Source organism: Leucothrix mucor DSM 2157 (assembly GCF_000419525.1).
GTDB classification, from domain to species: domain Bacteria; phylum Pseudomonadota; class Gammaproteobacteria; order Thiotrichales; family Thiotrichaceae; genus Leucothrix; species Leucothrix mucor.
The window spans coordinates 1,475,422-1,495,209 of record NZ_ATTE01000001.1; the positions used below are offsets into that span (position 1 = coordinate 1,475,422).

General features: G+C 46.5%; 16 protein-coding genes and 1 pseudogene. 11 read left to right on the forward strand and 6 right to left on the reverse strand.

From position 1 onward, the window contains the following. Positions 1–56: 56 nt before the first annotated feature. The 3 genes from LEUMU_RS0106550 to LEUMU_RS0106560 form a co-directional block, all read right to left on the reverse strand. Entirely contained in the window at positions 57–986 is a 930-nt protein-coding gene (locus LEUMU_RS0106550; RefSeq protein WP_342664672.1) for a DMT family transporter, read from the reverse strand. Beyond that, positions 976–4,239, reverse strand: a complete 3,264-nt coding sequence (locus LEUMU_RS0106555) for a tetratricopeptide repeat protein (RefSeq protein ID WP_169446391.1) — start codon at positions 4,237–4,239, stop codon at positions 976–978. The genes LEUMU_RS0106550 and LEUMU_RS0106555 overlap by 11 nt, the downstream gene beginning before the upstream one ends. 372 nt (positions 4,240–4,611) lie before the next feature. Beyond that, entirely contained in the window at positions 4,612–4,923 is a 312-nt protein-coding gene (locus tag LEUMU_RS0106560; RefSeq protein WP_022951481.1) for a cupredoxin domain-containing protein, read from the reverse strand. Between the two features lie 211 nt (positions 4,924–5,134). Between LEUMU_RS0106560 and LEUMU_RS0106565 the strand changes: the two genes are divergently transcribed. From LEUMU_RS0106565 to LEUMU_RS0106585, 5 genes are all read left to right on the forward strand, one after another. Then, positions 5,135–5,401 (forward strand): YlcI/YnfO family protein, encoded by a 267-nt coding sequence (locus LEUMU_RS0106565; RefSeq protein WP_026744548.1) that lies wholly within the window; start codon positions 5,135–5,137, stop codon positions 5,399–5,401. Beyond that, positions 5,398–5,697, forward strand: coding sequence for a type II toxin-antitoxin system RelE/ParE family toxin (locus tag LEUMU_RS0106570; protein WP_022951483.1), 300 nt, complete (start codon positions 5,398–5,400; stop codon positions 5,695–5,697). The genes LEUMU_RS0106565 and LEUMU_RS0106570 overlap by 4 nt, the downstream gene beginning before the upstream one ends. A 153-nt stretch (positions 5,698–5,850) precedes the next feature. Then, the gene (locus tag LEUMU_RS0106575; protein ID WP_022951484.1) at positions 5,851–6,498 is read left to right on the forward strand and encodes a hypothetical protein; all 648 of its coding nucleotides are present in this window, start codon (positions 5,851–5,853) and stop codon (positions 6,496–6,498) included. After that, complete coding sequence (locus tag LEUMU_RS0106580) at positions 6,498–7,337, forward strand: hypothetical protein (protein WP_022951485.1); 840 nt, start codon at positions 6,498–6,500, stop codon at positions 7,335–7,337. The genes LEUMU_RS0106575 and LEUMU_RS0106580 overlap by 1 nt, the downstream gene beginning before the upstream one ends. Positions 7,338–7,432: 95 nt before the next feature. Next, complete coding sequence (locus tag LEUMU_RS0106585; RefSeq protein WP_022951486.1) at positions 7,433–8,359, forward strand: hypothetical protein; 927 nt, start codon at positions 7,433–7,435, stop codon at positions 8,357–8,359. Positions 8,360–8,386: 27 nt separating this feature from the next. Here the strand turns inward: LEUMU_RS0106585 and LEUMU_RS0106590 are convergent, their stop codons facing one another. Then, positions 8,387–8,803 (reverse strand): sulfotransferase domain-containing protein, encoded by a 417-nt coding sequence (locus tag LEUMU_RS0106590; protein WP_022951487.1) that lies wholly within the window; start codon positions 8,801–8,803, stop codon positions 8,387–8,389. A gap of 236 nt (positions 8,804–9,039) precedes the next feature. Between LEUMU_RS0106590 and LEUMU_RS0106595 the strand changes: the two genes are divergently transcribed. Continuing rightward, a complete protein-coding gene (locus tag LEUMU_RS0106595; RefSeq protein WP_022951488.1) occupies positions 9,040–9,939 on the forward strand; it encodes a JmjC domain-containing protein in 900 nt (299 codons plus the stop codon). Positions 9,940–10,118: 179 nt separating this feature from the next. After that, entirely contained in the window at positions 10,119–11,729 is a 1,611-nt protein-coding gene (locus LEUMU_RS0106600) for a type I restriction-modification system subunit M (protein WP_022951489.1), read from the forward strand. 89 nt (positions 11,730–11,818) lie between these two features. On the opposite strand, the gene tnpC is transcribed toward LEUMU_RS0106600, so the two are convergent. Then, positions 11,819–13,285 carry an IS66 family transposase gene (gene tnpC / locus LEUMU_RS24985; protein WP_022950222.1) on the reverse strand — a complete coding sequence of 489 codons (1,467 nt, stop codon included), beginning with the start codon at positions 13,283–13,285 and terminating at the stop codon, positions 11,819–11,821. Between the two features lie 72 nt (positions 13,286–13,357). Here tnpC and LEUMU_RS0106610 point away from each other — a divergent pair. Next, a pseudogene (locus LEUMU_RS0106610) lies at positions 13,358–14,461 on the forward strand (restriction endonuclease subunit S); the annotation flags it as partial. Between the two features lie 89 nt (positions 14,462–14,550). On the opposite strand, the gene LEUMU_RS0106615 reads toward LEUMU_RS0106610, so the two are convergent. Next, positions 14,551–15,102, reverse strand: coding sequence for a Uma2 family endonuclease (locus LEUMU_RS0106615; protein ID WP_022951491.1), 552 nt, complete (start codon positions 15,100–15,102; stop codon positions 14,551–14,553). A 155-nt stretch (positions 15,103–15,257) separates the two neighbouring features. Here LEUMU_RS0106615 and LEUMU_RS0106620 point away from each other — a divergent pair, with 155 nt between their 5' ends. From LEUMU_RS0106620 to LEUMU_RS0106630, 3 genes are all read left to right on the forward strand, one after another. Then, positions 15,258–15,521, forward strand: a complete 264-nt coding sequence (locus tag LEUMU_RS0106620) for a type II toxin-antitoxin system TacA family antitoxin (protein WP_022951492.1) — start codon at positions 15,258–15,260, stop codon at positions 15,519–15,521. After that, positions 15,509–16,012: a GNAT family N-acetyltransferase gene (locus LEUMU_RS0106625; RefSeq protein WP_022951493.1), complete on the forward strand. Its 504-nt coding sequence runs from the start codon at positions 15,509–15,511 to the stop codon at positions 16,010–16,012. The genes LEUMU_RS0106620 and LEUMU_RS0106625 overlap by 13 nt, the downstream gene beginning before the upstream one ends. Before the next feature lie 137 nt (positions 16,013–16,149). Further along, on the forward strand, positions 16,150–19,773 hold the full coding sequence (locus tag LEUMU_RS0106630; RefSeq protein ID WP_022951494.1) for a DEAD/DEAH box helicase family protein: 3,624 nt from the start codon (positions 16,150–16,152) through the stop codon (positions 19,771–19,773). The last annotated feature ends 15 nt before the right edge of the window (positions 19,774–19,788 follow it).

Consider the following 19,788-nt stretch of genomic DNA (forward strand, 5'->3'; position numbering starts at 1 on the left):
ATTGGATTCACCGCCTTTTTTGTTTAAGCTTGCTGGTGTTAGCCGCGTTGATTTACTTAGCGTTTTCCCAGTAAAGCCACGCCCAGCATCACCAATACCATCCCGCCAAAATGAATCCAGCCGAATGGCTCGCCCAATAAAATTACCGCCATCATAATGGTAAGCACTGGACCTGTCGTGCCGACAATGCTGGTTCTTGATGGGCCAATTCGCGCAATCGCCTCACTCACCATAAAGCTTGGCAATACTGTACTGAACACGGCCAGCAAAGTCGCATAAAGCCAGATATTACCATTTACCTGTAAATCGCTTAGCTCATTGGTCAGCAGGAAGTGAATGAGTGCATAGGCGGTGGAGGCTAGCATGGCGATACTGGTAAACACCCGACTGCCAAATTGCGTAATATAAGGCTTACTAAACACCACGTAGCAGGAAAAGGTAAACGCCGCTGCGGCAACCAGCAAAACACCAATCGTGGCATCGGCACCGACCAAATTGGCTTCGTGCCAGTAGAGCAACATCACGCCGCTATAGGTCATTAGCAAAGACAACATCATGCGCTTGGTAATCACGTCTTTTAGAAACAGCCAGCCGAGTAAAGTGGTCATAATCGGGTAGCTGTAGAGCGTTAAGCGCTCCAATTGCGCCGAGATATAATTGAGCCCTTCTAGATCCAAATAGGAGGAGAGGTAATAGCCGATAAAGCCCAAGCCCAGTACCGCCAGCATGTTTTTACCTTGCGGTATGGCTTTGTGCTCTTTGAACATTAGCCAGAGCAAAATGGCGAGATAAAACGGCAGGGAAATGAGCATGCGTAAGGTGAGCAGGGTGGTTGCATCCACACCTTCTTGGTAGGCCATTTTGATGAAAATAGACTTTAGGGCGAATAGTGCGGTGCCGCCGACGGCTAGGAATAAGCCACTGCGCAGTTGTTGGGCTTCGGTAGTGATAGGGATAGTTTCCTGTTTGTGTAGCTTAGTTTTCAGTAGCCTTTAATTCACTTTCTAGTCGAGCGAGATCCTGATGCGTTTCGAAAAAGCTAATAAAGGATTCTGCTTGTGTTTTTCGCGGATCGGGGAGTTCTTTGATAAAGGATTGGATATCACCCCAGAGCCAGCTGAATTCTACATCTGGTGATAGCTTACGAATAGCGGTGATAACAGAAGCGGGGCTGACTTCGGGTTCGACCAGCCAGAGTAGGTAGGGCATTATGGCGTACTTCTGGTTGCTTTCATCAACCTTTTTCATTACTTGATGAATACGCTGGGTAGCGGCTTCGGTTTGGCCCAGTTCTAAGAGAGGTTCAACTATATTGGCGGCTGCACTTAGGCATGGTTCTTGGATAGCTGGGAGTTCTGAATTGCTATAGCGGTCGAGCAGTTGCTCATAGCAGGTCATGGCTTCGGGAATTCTATCAAACCTGCCTAAAGTTACGCCCTTATTGACCAGAGCCATTGCGCACTGCGCTTGTATGGCTGGAACGTCAGCGTCGCCAAAACGCTGAATGAGCTGGTCATAGGTGTCGATTTCCGCTTGAAGATTGTCGAGTTGGTTGCGTAAAGTGATGCCCTTGCTGTACAGAGCCTTTGCGCACTGTTCTTGTATGGCTGGAACGTCAGCGTCGCCAAAGCGCTGAATAAGCTGGTCATAGGTGTCGACTGCTGCTTGGGGATTGTCGAGTTGGTTGCCTAAAGTCCAGCCCTTGTTGCGCAAGGCCTTTGCGCACTGCGCTTGTATGGCTGGAACGTCAGTGTCGTCAAAGCGCTGAATAAGCTGGTCATAGGTGTCGACTGCTGCTTGAGGATTGTCGAGTTTATTGCGTAGAGTCCAGCCCTTGTTGACCAGAGCCATTGCGCACCGCTCTTGTATGGCTGGGATGTCAGCGTCGCCAAAGCGTTGAATAAGCTGGTCATAGGTGTCGACTGCTGCTTGAGGATTGTCGAGTTTATTGCGTAGAGTCCAGCCCTTGTCATACAGAGCCATTGCGCACAGCTCTTGTATGGCTGGAACGTCAGCGTCGCCAAAACGCTGAATAAGCTTGTCATAGGTGTCGGCTGCTGCTTGAGGATTGTCGAGTTTATTGCCTAAAGTCCAGCCCTTGTTGTGTAGAGCCTTTGCACACCGCTCTTGTATGGCTGGGATGTCAGCGTCGCCAAAACGCTGAATAAGCTTGTCATAGGTATCGACTGCTGCTTGAGGATTGTCGAGTTTATTGCGTAGAGTCCAGCCCTTGTTGTACAGAGCATCTGCGCACAGCTCTTGTATGGCTGGAACGTCAGCGTCGCCAAAACGCTGAATAAGCTTGTCATAGGTATCGACTGCTGCTTGAGGATTGTCGAGTTTATTGCCTAAAGTCCAGCCCTTGTTGTACAGAACACCTGCGCACAGCTCTTGTATGGCTGGAACGTCAGCGTCGCCAAAACGCTGAATAAGCTGGTCATAGGTGTCGATTTCAGCTTGAGGATTATCGAGTTGGTTGCCTAAAGTGATGCCCTTGTCATACAGGGAGTTTGCGCAAACTTCAGCAGCCGGTGTGCTATCAGATGCCTGAAAAAGCGAAAATACTTGGTCATAAAGTTCAATAGCTTGAGTATATTTTTCAGACTTCCTATGAGCGCGCGCCAAACAATAGTAATTGTTGGGCGTTGGGAACTTCTTTACTCGCTCAATCCAGAAAGGAATGCTTGCTAGCATTAAATCGAGATCGCCACCTCTTCTTTTTTTGGATAGCTCCCGCCATGCTTTACAGCTATCAAGGTCAACTTGATGTGTCCAGGGGAGTAGATTTATAAATTCATCGGTCTCATCCCTCCAGATTTGCATAAGGGTTTCAACCTGATACTGACTTAACGTTGGTAATGCATCACTCACCCGCCACTTCTCCAGGTAGTCCAATGAAATAGAACCACTAAGCCCATTCCAAAACTCATCCGCAGAAACCCCATGATAGCTGCCTTGAGCCATTACCCTGTGATAACAGGCATCAAGTATCCAATTTAAGGAAATGTGTTGAGTGAGTTCACTGATCACTCTGGCAAATGCAGCTTTGCTATCCTTTTCATTACTAACTCGTTCTATGTTTTCCCGACTAATATAACTCCTCAACTCAATCGGTAGTTTTCCTATATAAAACGCATTTAAATATTCCCAAAGCTTGCCATGTAATGCCCGCGTATCTTCACTTTCCAACCAGCCCTTATCCCGCGCATAAGCCAGCAATAAATCCCTGATTTCCTCATGTAAGGAAAACTCTGCTCCGGTAGTACGAAACACGCCAGCAATTTTAAAATTATGAATAATTGCATTGGCTTGCTCTGGGGCAAATAGCTGCTTCACAATGCCTTTATCCAAAACTCGTGGCAAAGCAATTTTCCATGCCTGATCTTCTAAGCCCGCAATATGATGGGTGATGGTTCTAATCAGGCTCAGCTTGCAACGCCCAAATTCAATACCATCATAAACTCCTGTATCGAACGGGTCATCTTCCTCAAAACATTCCTGCAAATAGTCAGGTTGTTGCGCGAGGTCTTCCAAGTCTTTGCCTTCTGCCAGCAGGTTTTCCAACAAGTTCATCGCCACCTGTAACCAAAGGGGGTTACCATCAAATGACAAAATAGAGAGCACCGTTGCAATTGCATCCTCCTGTTGAGGGAGGTATTGCGTTAGGTCTGGACGACTCATAGCAGCTTTGAGCATTTCAGCGCGGTTAAAACTAGGGAGTCGGTCGGGAGTTCTGCTGGCGGTATCTCTGCCTGCGACTACAATGCACCAGCCTTTGGCCTCCAGGTAGCTAAATAATGAAGAAAGCCAAGAAGATAATAATATTTCTTTTTCAGTATTTTCACGCGCATTGCCATAGCTAAGCATTAGACGGCTTTTGATCACAAAGTCATTGCGGAGGATATGTTCATAGGTATCAACTAGTAAAACGGGTTTGTTGGTTCTGCCACCAGCTGCAGCCAGTGCATCTAGTAGGTATAACTCAGGATGGGCCACCGCAGCATCTTCACTGATTTGCGCGGCTTTCCCTGCGATACCTTCACCTAAGCCAAGTAATACTTTCGCGGTGCCTGCGGCTAATGCGCCGCCTGGTATCAGGTCTTTGCCAAGCTCCAGTGCGCCAACCAAGCCACTACTAATTGTTTTGTAACCTTCGCCAATTTTTTCTTTGGTGCTCTTATTAGACTTTTCTGCATCGAAGAATTTGGCCGAGCCTGCCATGCCAGCGAGTATATCCAAGCCATGTTTGGCTTGTGTGCTCTCAAGGTCTAACCAGATATTGGGTCGTTCATCAAGTGTGCAGAGGTGTTCAAAATGACCGAGCAGGGTGCTCTTACCAATACCAGGCTGCCCTGAAATATGCCAGATAGAGCCTTTAGCTGCTGAGGCGCGTGTTTTGAAGCGCTCTAACCAGTCTTCTCGCCCGATGAATTGGTGCTCATTAAACATACTAAACTTCCCTGAAAACGACTGACTGAGAATATCATAGTGAATGGGATATTTAGTATTGGAATGGTGTTTATTTAGACTTTAAGAAGTTGCGGTTATCTCTTTAATAATTAGCGCTCATATAGCGAAAAATTCCTTCTCACCATACAAGCGCCATCAACCTTACTTTGCTGTCATTTGTCCCTTCATTGAAGGATGCACCGCGCAAAAGTAAGCCAATACGCCTGCCTTAGCGATGGTAACAGTGCCACTCTGGCCCTGATTCAAAATACCCGTGTCGAAGCTTTTGTTGTTAGCCGTACCGGTATGTGGCATGCCATCCATATTGGTAAACACCACGGTATCGCCAACAGCAACATTGAGGTTAGCAGGGCTGAACTTCATACCCTGAATTTGAACATTGTGCTGGGCTGCAAATGCTGAGCTGCTCAGCATGATGACTGCGCTTAGTATTACTGTAGAGAGTGATTTCATAACAGATTCCTTCCTATTGGGTACGGGTTGCCCCGTACTTTAATTGCATCACAAGGCTTGTGATGTCTAATTAGCTTAGGCCGGAAGTGCGCTTAAGTCATAAAGAACTGGTAAAGTTTGGGTAAATGAAACCATGACTCAGCCGCGTAAATTGCAATTAGCCAGATTTGCTCATAAGATTGTATTACAAATGCAATGCAGGGAAATCAATATGAAAACATCCACAATACCACCGCTCAGAGTCACCGCCGATTTTCGAAATGATGCGGAAAGCGTGCTGCACGAGGGCGAAACGCTAAGCAGCTTTGTTGAAGAGGCGTTACGCAAACAAATTGAGTATCGCAAATTCCAGCAAGCCTTTATTGCAAGAGGTCTGCAAGCACGAGACCGTGCCAAATCCACTGGCCAATATGCCTCTAAAAACGAGGTTATGGATTCCTTGCGTTCAATTTTAAATGCTGCGAAACATAAGCAGTGAGTTTTCAGATTCGGTTTACGCTTGAAGCGAAAGAGGATTTGGAGCGCCTGTATTTTTTCTTGGCAGAAAACGACTTGGATGCCGCAGCACGTGCATTGAACACCATCGATAAAGCGTGGGAACTGTTAGAAAACTTCCCATTTTCCTGTCGTAAGGTTGATGGCTCAAATCCCTTTCTACGAGAGTTGGTGATTTCATTTGGGGGAAGTGGATACGTCGCGCTTTTTGATATTGAGGATAGCGACACGATTACAGTGCTTGCTGTGCGTCATCAACGTGAAGATGATTATCATTAATAAGCAATAGCATGTAATTAACAGCAATTCTGTCAAAACTTACTACACTTAAGTGAATGGCACTTGCTGGTCGCTTGCACTCTCGACGCACGATACCGACTGGTCAGGATGACCACGGATAACAATGAAACACCAAAAGGACTTGGAGTCATAATGATACGAACAAAAACAATCAGAATTACCGTGTGCTCGCTACTGCTAGCGGGAGTTACGCTTCAGGCAAGCGCATCGCCCAATGCCATTCAGGATAATCACCGAGACTTAGCCGCTGTTATCCAAAACATCATTCTCCAGCAGCAATCCCTGAAGAAGCTCGACAATACTTTTCTCCACCCGATTGATGCGATTCAATATGGCGTGCCGATTCGCAATCCGTTTAACAAAGTCCCGCCACATATCACCAAGGCCATGCTGGCGGGTGGCATTGACCTGTTGGCTATGGCGCGCTATCGGGCGATTTATGTGGGTGGCCTGCTAGCCGGCGCTGATGCGCGAAAGCTGATTAATAGCGACCCGCGCACGGTGTTGGTGATTGGCAATGGCACCATTGCGCATGAGAAGGTTTACAGCCGAGGGCCAGTGGTGTTGCTTGGCGATGCTGAGCTATCAGATGGCATCTATGGCGAAAGTCTGGTGTGGTACAGCGATAAGGCGTCGTTTTACAGTGATCCTTCTAACAGGCATATCGGCTTGCCGTCGGTGAGGCGAGGCAGCGTTCCCAATCATAGCTTTGGCACCACGCTGTACAGTCCGCAGGAAGAACAAGCTGCCGCAACCGCACTCAGCAGGAAGGTGAAGTAATGAAATCATTCAACAAATTAACGCTGATCAGTTCGTCATTATTAAGCCTTGGAATAGCCACGCAGGCGCAGGCCGATTTCGTTATTCCGACGCTGGCACAAATTCAGGACCGGCAGGCGGCTATTCAGTATTGCAAAGGCTATGCCAGTAGTGCGGTTCAGCAGTTTGCCAAAAGCCAGGCGCTCGGCTGTGGCTTTAGCGGGCCGCGTTGGAATAATGATTATCAAGGGCAATACAATTGGTGTTTAACGGTATTGGAGCCGTTCGCGCTGAATGAGGAGGGCATTCGCTCCGATGCCTTAAAAGCCTGTCAGGAGAAGCAAGGGAGCGGCAGTAATCCGCAAAATCAGGTGCCAGTACCGCAGGTGTGCAAAGACCCCAGCAAGGCCTACACCGCAGTCAGACAGATTAATCATCATTTCCGTTATGAAACCACGGTGACCTCACCAGTGCAGAATGGCTTGATTAGCTATGACTACAACCGCGATAAAAAGCCGGATTATGTGTTTCTGGAAACACAGGAAGACCAATCCAGAGTCGCGGTGTGCTTTAGTCAGGGGCAGGGGTATCGACGCCAGCTGACCGATATTAAGTTTTACTCAGGCGCGGGTGGCTTGGGCAGTTCGAACTATGAAATCTCCCAACAAGGCGACCTGCTAGTAGTGCGAATTGATGAGTTTGAACACAACGCCGGGAGTAGTTATCTCACGGTGTCTTACCGTTTTGATACAGCTATCGCGAAATTTAGGATGGTTGACAGCTCTGGGGATGACTCTCCGGTGATTTATGATGGCGAACCGTACCCGATGGCGCTGCCGACGATGCCGAGATTATTTTGATTGTTTAGCTATCCATAGCGGTGGAATTGCTTAATCCACACTACACTTATTGGTGAGCGCTCTTCCAGAGTGCAATTTGGCCAATAGGATCAGGAATGATGAATAAGCAACGCGCTGTTTTTTTGATAGGACTTGGGGTGGTCATCGCCAGTAGTCATATGACCGCCTCCGCCGCAAGCCGTGCTGAAGAGTGTGCCAGCTATGCCAGTACTGCAACGGATCAATACCGACTTAGTAAACATGCTCAATGCAATTACAACGGATCTCGCTGGAGTGGCGATCTGGCTGGTCAAACGGCATGGTGTATGGGGGTGCGTAAAAACATTACCGATGCTGAAAATACTGCCCGTAGCCAGCTGCTCACTTCCTGTTACGCCAATAAGGCCGATGCGGATAACAACCGGTCTCCCATCAATCTGCCGGGAGCTTGCCGCTATAACCCTGAGCAATATAAAGCGGTGCGCTATATCTTTACCCGCACCAGTTACAACACGCCCCCGACCAATGTCATGCCGATCCCTCGTGGCTTGATCACTTATGATTTTAATGAGGATCGCAAGAATGACTATGTATTTGTTGAGCGCAATTCGGCTCTGAAATTTCGCACCATTATGTGCATGAGCTCTCCGTCTGGCTGGAAGCGCCAACAGCTCTGGAGTATTACCGCCGATGTGAGTAATGACTTTACGGCTAATCTAACGGATTACTCGTTTAATAACGGCAAGTTGAGCTATAGCACTGGCTACCATGAGCATAACCTTGGCTCGTACTCAAACACTTGGACCTATGCTTATTCGGTGAGGGAGAAAGCCTTTTTATTGGAAACCTTTGTCGCCCGATCCGATAGTGGGGATGGTATGACGCCCAATACCCAAGAAGTTAGTGACTACGTAAAGGGTGAAATCCGCGAGACCGTTGACTGTAGCGCCGTGCATACCTATGGCATGCCTTGCGAGGCTAAAAATAATGTTGTTAGGAAAATGAAGCCGGCTGATTACACGGTGGCAAAGCGCCGGCTTTAAAAGGTGGGCGTTGGCTATATTTGCCCGTTAAGCCGTTGAGCGATCGGGCGTGTTAAAGCGCTCGTTGTACCATTTAGTGCTGGCAGCAAGGTAGGCTCTGGCTTTCTCGATATCCGCTTCAGGGATTGTAAGCTGACTACCTTGTTTAAAAATAAGCTTCTTGATACCGGACCGCTTGATCGCTGCAATCACGCCTGACAAACCATTTCGTATCAAGAAGCGCACAGTGACATTAGCCGCTCGCATTAGCAGAGGGCTTCGCACACAGCCAATCGCAGCTGAATTGACCTTGTTCTCAAAGGCATAATCCGCATTGAACGGGACGCCGATTATCTCGCAGGTCTTTTTCATAAAGGACTCAGGGTCTTGCTTTAGCTCACGATAATCCAGAAAAAATACATTGTCTTCGCCAAAGGCGGCAATCCATTTGCCGACAGGGTTCATTATCCAAATCACTGTGCAGCCATTATGTGAGCAGTGTGGTGGAAATGTGGAGATGTTGAGAGCGGCTTATTTGAGTCTCTGTGCCTGTATTCGCCTGCTTGAGCTCATTATTCGTATCACTATGCATCACGTTGTCTGATATATTGCGGCAGCTAGGGGCCTGGAAATTCGATAAAGCAAGAGAGTCTTCATGTGATAAATAAACTTTACTGTCCATTAAATGACGCAAAATAAATATGAGCAATACTGAAATCAATCTAAAGTCACTTATTGGCGATAACACCAGAGAAGAATTCTTAACGTTACTCAAGTCTCGAACACCTTTTGTATCCCATGGTAATTCAGAGTCTCTTAAAGCTTTAACGATTCTTCCATTTCTTAATTCTGTTGAAGATCTTGCGGACTGTTGGCGAGACACAGTGGATGTCTTCAATCCAGAAGTGGCAGATGAGATTTCAAAGGCTTCTATCTCTCCTGAAGATGCTCTCCATGAATATCAGTATGGAAGCTGCATTCTATTTAATGACGTCAATAGAATCACGCCTGAGTTTGACAGGTGGAATCAGGACATTAGAAGAGAAATTGGTTTTTCTGAGTTGACCTATGTTAGAAACCTAGTCTACGCAACACCAGCGGGTAAAGGAAACGCGCCTCATTTCGATCAGAATTTTAATTTTGCTATTCAATTAGAAGGAACAAAGAAATGGTGGCTGGCAGATAATACAACCATTAATAACCCAATGACTCGTCATGTGATCGGACACCCAGTTGACAGTGAACTAGGAAGTTATACCGCTAAGGATTTTCCAGAGTCATTCCCCGAAGATTGTACTGAATATATTTTAGAACCGGGCTCAATTCTGTTCGTACCACGAGGCGTTTGGCACATGACCGAAGCTGTGACGGATGCTGTTTCGTTTAATTTTACGTTTACACCGCCGACTTGGATTGACCTTGCGACGACTGCCTTAAGAGAAAAGCTCTCTCATTCTGAGAAGTGGAGGGAGTCGGCAATTTTTGATGATAATGGATCAGACAACGCTGAGTTCAAGCAGCTTCTAAATGGTTTGAGTGCCGATGCTAAAAATTGGAATGCGGAAGATTTCTTAGAGGTTACTGAGCACCAAGAGATATAACTAACTTTTAATTTTTTTGGGTTTTGGAAATGACGCATATCTTCGAGCCGCCATTTACCGATCAGCATTGTACCTGTATTCGCCTGCCTAAGCTCATTATTCGTATCACTATGCATCACGTTGTCTGATATATTGCGGCAGCTAGGGTCCTAGAAATTCGATAAAACAAGAGAGTCTTCATGTTAACAGGCAAAATTCGTAATCAAGTCGATCAAGTATGGGAAATGTTTTGGACAGGAGGCGTCGCTAACCCCATTTCGGTTATCGAACAAATCTCTTATTTGCTCTTCATTCGCCGTTTAGATGAGCTACAGCGCACCGCCGAGCGCCGCTCGCAAGCTACCGGCGTGCCACTGACCAACCCAACGTTTGGCCCTGACGAACAAGCGCTGCGCTGGAATAACTTTAAAGACAAAGATCCCAATACAATGATGGAGATTGTCCAGTTTAAAGTATTCCCAAAAATCAAAACGTTGCAAGACAAAGGCAGCTTTGCTGAACACATGAAAGATGCCATTTTCATGATTCCGTCGCCCAAGCTGCTTGATCAGGTGGTGCAGCTACTCAGCGCCATCAATATGGACGATAAAGACACCAAGGGTGACCTTTACGAATACCTGCTCAGCAAGCTGCAACACTCTGGTGTGAATGGTCAGTTCCGCACACCACGCAATATTATCAAAATGATGGTTGAGCTAATGCAGCCGAAAGTTGGCGACACTATTTGTGACCCGTCATCTGGTACTTGTGGCTTTCTGATGGCGGCGATTGAGCATGTTGAAACGCATCACCAAAGCGAAGTGAATAAACCGGATAACCGTAAACATTTCAATAATCACATGTTCACCGGCTTTGATTTTGACAAGCACATGCTGCGCATTGGTGCGATGAATATGTTGCTGCACGGCATCGAAAACCCCAGTGTCCACTACCGTGACAGCTTGCAAGACCAAGGCGCTGAGAATATTTCAGAAGCGTATAACCTGATCTTAGCCAACCCGCCATTTAAAGGCTCAGTAGACTTTGAGATCGTTGCGCCAGACTTACTACGGGCATTGGGTAAGAATCCCATTGTCAAAAAAACAGCCCCAAAGTACAAAACCGAGCTCGACGAAGACGGTAATGAAATTCAGGTCGAGATCAAGAAAAAAGGCCCTACTGAAAAGTCTGAGTTACTGTTTTTAGCGTTGATCCTCCGCATGTTAAAAGTCGGTGGAAAAGCGGCGGTAATCGTGCCGGATGGCGTACTGTTTGGCTCGACTAAATCCCACAAGTCCATTCGTGAAAAAATCGTGTCTGAGCAAAAGCTGGAAGCCGTTATTTCACTGCCCTCTGGTGTGTTTAAACCGTATGCCGGTGTGAGTACCGCTATTTTGATCTTTACCAAAACCAATAGCGGCGGCACGGATAAGGTCTGGTTTTATGATATGCAGGCGGATGGCATGTCGCTAGATGACAAGCGTACTCAGCTATACAAAGACGATGAAACGCCGACGCATGAGCAAAGTAACATTGCGGATATACAAGCACGCTTTGCATCGCTTACTAATGATGATGGCACACCGAATACTGACAGCCCTGAATACCAGCGTGGCAAGACTGAGCAGAGCTTTATGGTGGAAGTGGATGACATTATTGGTAATGGCTTTGATTTGAGCTTGAACCGCTATAAAGAGGTGGTTCATGAAGAGATTGAGTATGACGAGCCTGCGGTGATTTTGGGGCGGATTAAGGCATTGCAGGCTAGAATGGCTAAAGGCGTTGTTGAGCTAGAAGGATTACTAAAATGAGTTTCCCTTGTGTTGCTTTGTCTTCGCTTGTTTATATCAAAGGCGGGGGAACTCCTAGCAAGTCCCAGCCGTAACCCTTCACGGGGGGCTTACGCTGATATAGCGTGCTGACCTAAGGGTAGCCGTACGGTAATAGCCTCACCACACAGGCCTTGTTCACAGACTTTTCTCAATAGTCCATAAACGCCTAAGCCCAACCGCTTACAGGTTTCAGTCAGAGTCAGAATCACCGGACGGAACTGATCTCCTCTGGCAGACTGACTGAAGAAACTGGTTTTACGCCAGATCACATAAGGACGTATCGCACGTTCTGCTTCATTGTTGGTCATGGGAATCGCGCGATCCTGCAAAAACGTCCAGAGCATCGATTCATCCGCCAGCAGTCGTTTGCACTGATTGGCTGTTTTGCTGGCTTTTTTTAACGGGTCAGCGGGCGCGGTCTCACACCCCAGGCACAGTAGCGTATGGATCGCCTGTTTGAATCGTCGCATTCGTGTGTGGTAGCCAGCATCAGAATAGCCGCCCGATCGCCAACGATTACGACAGTGTACAATCAAGCGGGATAATCGCCAGAGTTGTTTCCCCAGCACCCCGGCCCGTCCCACACGTTCTGATATTTTCCGAAACTTACGGATAATATGCGCCCAGCAAAGCTGGCGCTTTTCGACCGGATAATCGTTGTAGCCGCCATGTTGGTCAGTGACCAGTATACCCTCAAAATTATCCAGTAAACCCTTCGCGGCACCTTTACCCCGAGAATGATGCGTTAGAAAGTAGACGACTTGCGAGGAACACAGCACCCAAAGCCAACGCTGCTCATTATTGCGGTAATGACTGGTTTCATCCGCATGAGCAACGGGTAAATTCCGTACCGCCTGACCCACTTGCTGATACAGCGGCAGCAACCATCCCGTGACCGAGCGGGTGGCCTGGCTCACGGCACCGGTACTGAAGGCGAGTTGCCAGTGATCTTTCAGTAAGCGTTGAATGTTTGACACCGATAAGGCATAAGCGCCATTCATCAGCGTAATCCAGCTGACCAGTCCCGGCCCCATTTGCCCACAGGGAACCGTGTCTGGCAAGCGAGCCACCTGACGCTTGCGGCAACCCGGACAGATTGCCTCATAAAGACAATGTTCAGTGACTTGACTGCGAACCTCAGGCAGGTCAAAGACCTGATGTCGCTGATAAGGCTCCTGAGCGACATCACACACCGCACCACAGGTGCATTGAGTGCCTGGGTAGTAATGAACTTGCTCATCCGTCGCAGACAGCTCTACCCGAACGCGTTGATGACCCTGATGACCCGGCTGGGCTCCTTGCTTGCGAGGACTCTTAGGCTTCTTCTCGCGCTTAGCCCGTTGTTCCGGTGAATCCTGGGACGGTGGTCTGGAGGAGTTTCTGGAAGAACTCCCGCTGCCTGCGATGTCTTCCAGCTCAGCGACACGCTGTTCCAGTTGGGTCACTAAATCCAATAACTGACGATTGAGACGCTGCGACGCCGCCAGATCCGCGGGCAGTTGGTGATTGAAAAGCGCCTCAGTTAGTTTGTTCATTGTTTAATCATAACGAATTGTGGCCTAAATGCAACCCCGTGAAGGGTTACGTCCCAGCCTACCTATTGGAATGGCGATATTCCTTGGGTATCAGTTAAAGATTTCAAAAGTTCAACGATAGATGGAGCCAGTAGCTACATCACTCAGGAAGGTATCGATAACTCAGCAGCTTCAATCATTCCAAAAGGAAATCTGATTATTCCTACCCGTATGGCTCTGGGAAAAATTGCTGTAAACACTGTTGATTTAGTGATTAATCAAGACTTAAAAGCACTGATAATTAAGGACGCCAACAACGTAGATCGTGATTTTCTTTTTCGATGTATTGAATCTAAAGCTGAAGAGATAATCGAACAAGGGAAAGGGGCTACTGTCAAAGGTATCACCTTAGATGTGCTCAGAAACTTACAAATCCCACTCCCCCCACTAGAAACCCAAAAACAAATTGCAGCCGTCTTAGAAAAAGCCGATCAGCTACGCAAAGATTGTCAGCAAATAGAGCAAGAGCTAAATAGCCTCGCTCAATCGGTGTTTATTGACATGTTTGGTGATCGCTTGGAGTCTCCTCACTCCTCTTTGGGAGAAGTATCTCAAGTGGTTTCTGGGGTTACTAAAGGGCAGAAACTACAAAACAAAGTAACAGTAATGGCTCCATACATGAGAGTAGCTAATGTACAAGCAGGCTACTTAAATCTCGATGAAATTAAAGAGGTCGAAGTCAAAGAAACAGACGTAGAAAAATACAAACTAGAAGTTGGCGATGTTTTGCTAACGGAAGGTGGGGACTACGATAAGCTGGGCCGAGGGGCAATTTGGCATGGGGAGATAATTGGGTGTATCCATCAAAACCATATATTTAGGGTTCGTCTTGACCGTAACATCTATACGCCAGAATGGTTGAATGGTTACTTGAAGACTACTTTTGCTAAGCGCTATTTTATGAAGTGCGCTAAGAAAACAACAAACTTGGCTTCTATTAATATCACTCAACTCAAGGGCTTACCGATGCCAAAGATAAGTCTAGAAAAACAAAAAGAATTTGATCATAAAAATGAAGCTATTAAAAAACAAATTTTATTAAATATTGATCTAGCGGCAGAGGCTCAAAACAACTTCAATGCCTTAATGCAAAAAGCCTTTAAAGGTGATTTGAACCTCGACAAATCAGCCACCTAAAAGAAACGAAAATATGCTTCGGGAAAAGGCCACGCACTGCGTGACCTTTCTTTTGCCTGTATTGGGCTATTTGGTTTTAACACGCACTGTTAAAACGTGACTTGCTGATAAATACTCTCAACTGCCACCGTTTTATCGACTGATTTCAGATGTAATAAAGCATCTAACTCACGGTACTCCTGAAGCAGCCACTCATTACTATTTTGGCGTTGGTAGTGTTCGATATGGATACTTTCAAAGTCAACCAACAGATAATCCTGCAAGCTCGGAACAGAGCGGTAATGCAAAAACTTATCACCACGATCATAGTTTTTTGTGCTGTGTGATAAAACTTCGATTAGCAGTGCAGGGTTGAGTAAAGTGCAATTGTTATCGGTTAATTCAGGGTCGCCGCAAAACACTGAAATATCAGGATAAGTATTCAGACCTGAGGGCGTCGTGATGCGCATATCACTATTCATTGGACGACAAGGCGTTTTATTTAATAAATTCTGTAATGTCGTGGTGATATTGGTGCTAATCGCTGAGTGATTAAACGACCCGCCCGACATGGCGAAAATCTCACCTTGATAAAACTCATGCTTTTCTTCCGAGGAATTATCAATTTCCAAGTATTCTTCGCGAGTGATGTGACTTTTCAAGGCTTGCTGACCTCCGGTGGTTTCATTAACTATAAACCAAGCGGTGAATCCTAGCCATGTGTTAGCAAATGGTCTCTAATCGGTTTCACCATACCTTGATAAGTTAAATTCTAAGTCGTATGATAATGTCATACAAAATATTTACGGACATGACTATGGCCACATCAATCCTAAGCGTTCGCGTCACTGACGATGAGCGTGGTTTAATCGAAGCAGCAGCAGCAAATGCCAGAGTAAAACTCAGCGACTTCGTGCGCCGCAAAACATTAGAGGCTGCTGAAGAAACACTGATGAATAGAAGAGTTATTGAGATTCCAGCAAACAAATGGTCTCAAATTGAGACTCTGCTTACTGCTCCAGCTAAAGCTATTCCGGCCGTTCAAGAGTTGTCTCAGTTCAAGCCAACATGGGAGAACTAAACTCCATCAGGCTACTGTCTGAAACAGATGATCGTAGTAGTTTTGATTGCGGCAAACCAAGCCTAAATAACTGGTTCGAGAGACATGCATGGAAAAATCAAAATAATGGCGCGTCGAGAACTTATGTCATTACTAAAGATGGCGCAATCGCTGGATACATTACGCTAGCAGCCGGCGAAATACACCGCGCTTTTCTTCCGAAAGGAAAGCAGAGAAACATGCCAGACCCTGTTCCGGTTATTCTTTTAGCCCAGCTAGCTGTTGATACGACTTATCAAGGAGCCGGTATTTCCAAAAGCTTGCTCGCAGCGGCTTTTTCTTACGCAGTAAAAGCATCAAACATTATTGGTGGCTTTGCGTTGCTCACACATCCATTAGATGAAGACATTCGCGCTTTTTATAGCCACTGGGGTTTCCAATTATTGGATGCCGACCCCAGAGGTTCGATGTACATTCGCATCTGTGATCTGAAAGCTTCAGGAATTGAGTGATATTTAGCTTTAAATAGATTGTTTAAGCTGCGCCAGCCAGAAATCCCTGAACACGCTTTTAAAACCAATCATGGCACGTTTGTTAATTTTTTCTGCTATATTGCTGACCATCAGGCTTGTAGTTAATCAAGGAAATCATGCCAACAAAAACGATCAGTAACTTCGCTTTCTTCAATGTGGCCTTAGCTAAGCAAGGCGAAGCACAGAATGTTTTTACGGCAAGCTGTGCTGAGATTGTGTCTCGTGCCATCAAGGCTGAGAAGAATATACAAAGCGATCCGCGTATTGCTGGCTTCTATGCGCGTAATGCCTTGGAGCTGATGGTTGAAACGGTTTTTGATATTGATAACTGGCTAAAGCGTCCTCGTCACGACACTACCTTGATGTCGTTGATTCATGATAAGGATTTTAAGCTCAACCTAACTACTAATTTATTCCCCAAGCTCAAGCTGATTATCCAGTTAGGTAATGAGGCGGTTCACGGTAAAACGCCATTACCGCAGCGCGATGCTTTGCAAGCGGTTAAAGAGCTGCATCATGTGTTGTATTGGTTTGTGCGCACTTACATGCCCGACTTGGACCGCAGTACGTTTGTGGTGCAGCCGTTTAATGCGGATATTATTCCGCAGCAGGTTACGGTGGATGCTGCCGTGGTGGCACAAGCCCAGAGCAGCGCTAAACGCATCAAGGAGCTGGAAAAACAGCTAGAAGATGATGACCGCGTTAAGCATGAAAAATACCAGCAACAGCTTAAAGAAAATGACGCGTTAAAAGCGGCTAATCAAATCCTGCTTGAGGCCGTTCAAAAGGCTAAGGAAGCAGCCAGCGAAGAGACTGACCGTCACGATTACAATGAGGTGGAAACCCGTGACTACCTCATTGACACGTTGTTACATGAATCAGGCTGGTTGCTAAAAGATCAGCGCGATAGGGAGTACCCGGTAAAAGGGATGCCTGTTTCACCCGTCAGCCCAAATGGTAATGGCTTTGTTGATTATGTGTTGTGGGGTGATGACGGGACTGCACTCGCGGTGGTTGAGGCTAAGCGTACCAATCTGAGCCCTGAGCATGGCCAGCAGCAAGCTAAGCTTTATGCCGATTGTTTAGAAAAACAGTGTGGTGTTCGCCCTGTGATTTTTTATACCAATGGCTATGAAACGCGCCTTTGGGATGACTACTTTTACCCACCGCGCACAGTTCAGGGCTTTTATACCAAAGTCGAATTGGCGCTGATGATTAAGCGCCGTAAGGATCGGGTATCGTTCTTTAGTGATGACGTTGGTAATGCGAAAAAGCTGACCGCAGCGATTAGTGATGCCATTACTAATCGCCATTATCAAAAAACGGCGATTACTGAAATACTTGAAGACTTTGAAGTGGAGCATGAGCGCAAAGCGTTGCTGGTTATGGCAACGGGAACGGGTAAAACGCGGACGGTGATTAGTTTGGTTGACTTGATGGTCAAGCATGAGTGGGTAAAGAACGTGTTGTTCCTGGCTGATCGCAATGCCTTATTAACTCAAGCGAAGAAGAACTTCGTTAAGTTGTTGCCACGTGTCAGCTGCTCCATTCTTAATGCTGGCCAAAGCAAAGATAACATCGATAGCCGATTGTACTTTTCGACGTATCCCACGATGAAGAATTTACTGGATCGCGGTGCTAACGAGCGTCCCTTTGGCATTGGCCACTTTGATTTGATTATCGTCGATGAGGCGCATCGCTCGGTTTATTCCAAGTACCGTCAAATTTTTGAGTATTTTGATGGCTATTTGGTGGGCTTAACGGCGACGCCAAAAGATGAGGTTGAAAAAGATACTTACGGTATTTTTGACTTACAAAAAGGCATGCCGACGTATGCTTATGAGGATGCCAGTGCTTACGCTGAGAACTTCCTTGTACCTCCGACTAAGATTTCGGTAGCCACTAAATTCATCCGTGACGGAATTAAGTACAAAGAGCTGTCTGAGGAAGAACAAAAAGAGTGGGAGGAGAAAGAAGCGCTTGAAGGCCGTGATGAGGTTCTGCCTTCAGAAGTGAATAAGTTTCTGTTCAACGAAGATACCGCCGAGAAGATGTTTGCTCAGTTGATGCGTAAAGATGAGCAGGGCGGCATTCACGTTGAGGGGGGCGATGTCATTGGTAAAACCATTATCTTCGCTGCAAATAATGACCATGCTGATTTCTTGCAGAAAATGTTCGATAAGAATTATAAGAAATGGGCCGGCAAGTTAGCGAAGAAGATTACGTTTAAAGAGAAATATGCTCAGAGCTTGATTGATGAGTTTGGCGGCGATGAGAACGAGATCAAAGCGTTTGACCCAAATAACCCGACTTGTCGAATCGCTATTTCGGTAGATATGTTGGATACAGGGGTTGATGTGCCTGAGGTGGTGAACTTGGTGTTTTATAAGGTCATCCGCTCTAAGGTTAAGTTCACGCAGATGATTGGACGCGGTACGCGGCTGTGCCCCGATTTATTCGGCCCTGGCGATGATAAGACGACATTTAAAGTGTTCGATTACTGCCAGAATTTTGAGTACTTCGATGCGAATCCTGAAGGCATGCCAGTGGGTGTGGCCAAGCCTGTTAGTCAGCAGGTATTTGAGAAGCGGGTGAAGCTGAGTACTTTGTTGAATAAGCAGCTTGCCGATGAAACGTTTCAAGCGGAGCACTCGGAAGACTGTGAGCGTCTTGTTAAGTTAAATAGCTACCAGCTGGATATGTTGCATCATTTGGTGAATGGCATGAATTTGGATAACTTCATTGTCAGACCTAAGCGGCAAGCAGTTGAGCCGTTTCTTGAACGCGAGTACTGGAACGAGATTGACGATACCAAGTTTACTGAGCTGGAAAGCCATGTGTCGATGTTGCCGACCGAGGCAGAGGCGTTTAATGCGGATGAGCAGAATAATCACTTGTCTAATCGCTTTGATAATTTAGTGCTTGGTATGCAGCTCTCGTTATTAGAGAAAGGCATGATTCCAGATGCGAGTCGTATTCGGGTGATGGAGTTTGCTCAACAGTTAGAAGGAAAGTCGACCCTGCCAGCGGTACAAGCTCAGCTACAGTTCATTCAAGATATTCAAACGATGGAGTTCTGGCAGGACATTCATCTGGTGACACTTGAGGATGTGCGTAAGCGGTTACGCAACCTGATGTTTGCCTTGGATAAAGAAGATAAGGTCGTGGTTTACACTAACTTTGAGGATGAAGTTCAAGGTGTTCAGGATGTGACTGAGGTCTATCGCAGCCCAAGTGTTGATTTAGCCCAATATCGTAAGAAAATAGAGCAGTATATCCAAGATCATCAAGATCAGTTAACCATTCAAAAATTGAAGCGAAATAAGCCAATCACCCAAGCGGATTTGGATGTACTTGAGGGTTTGCTGCTAGATGCTAGTGGTATGAGTGATGTCGAGGCGTACCGTAAGCAGATCTTACAGGAGAAGCCATTGGGTGCGTTTATTCGTGAGTTGGTGGGCCTTGATATGAATGCTGCGAAGGAGGCGTTTAGTAGCTTCTTGGATGAGGGCGCGTATAACGCTGAACAAATGAACTTTGTTAATCAAGTGATTGATTATCTGGTCACTAATGGGGTTTTGGAAATGACGCATATCTTCGAGCCGCCATTTACCGATCAGCATAGTGAAAGTGCTTACGGCTTTTTTGAAGAGGGTAAGGTGGTTGAGTTGTTTGGCATTATTCGAGCGGTTAATGCCAACTCTCAGGTTGACGTGGGCAATGTTAGTTATGCGTCATAAGCCGTAGTGAGTTGC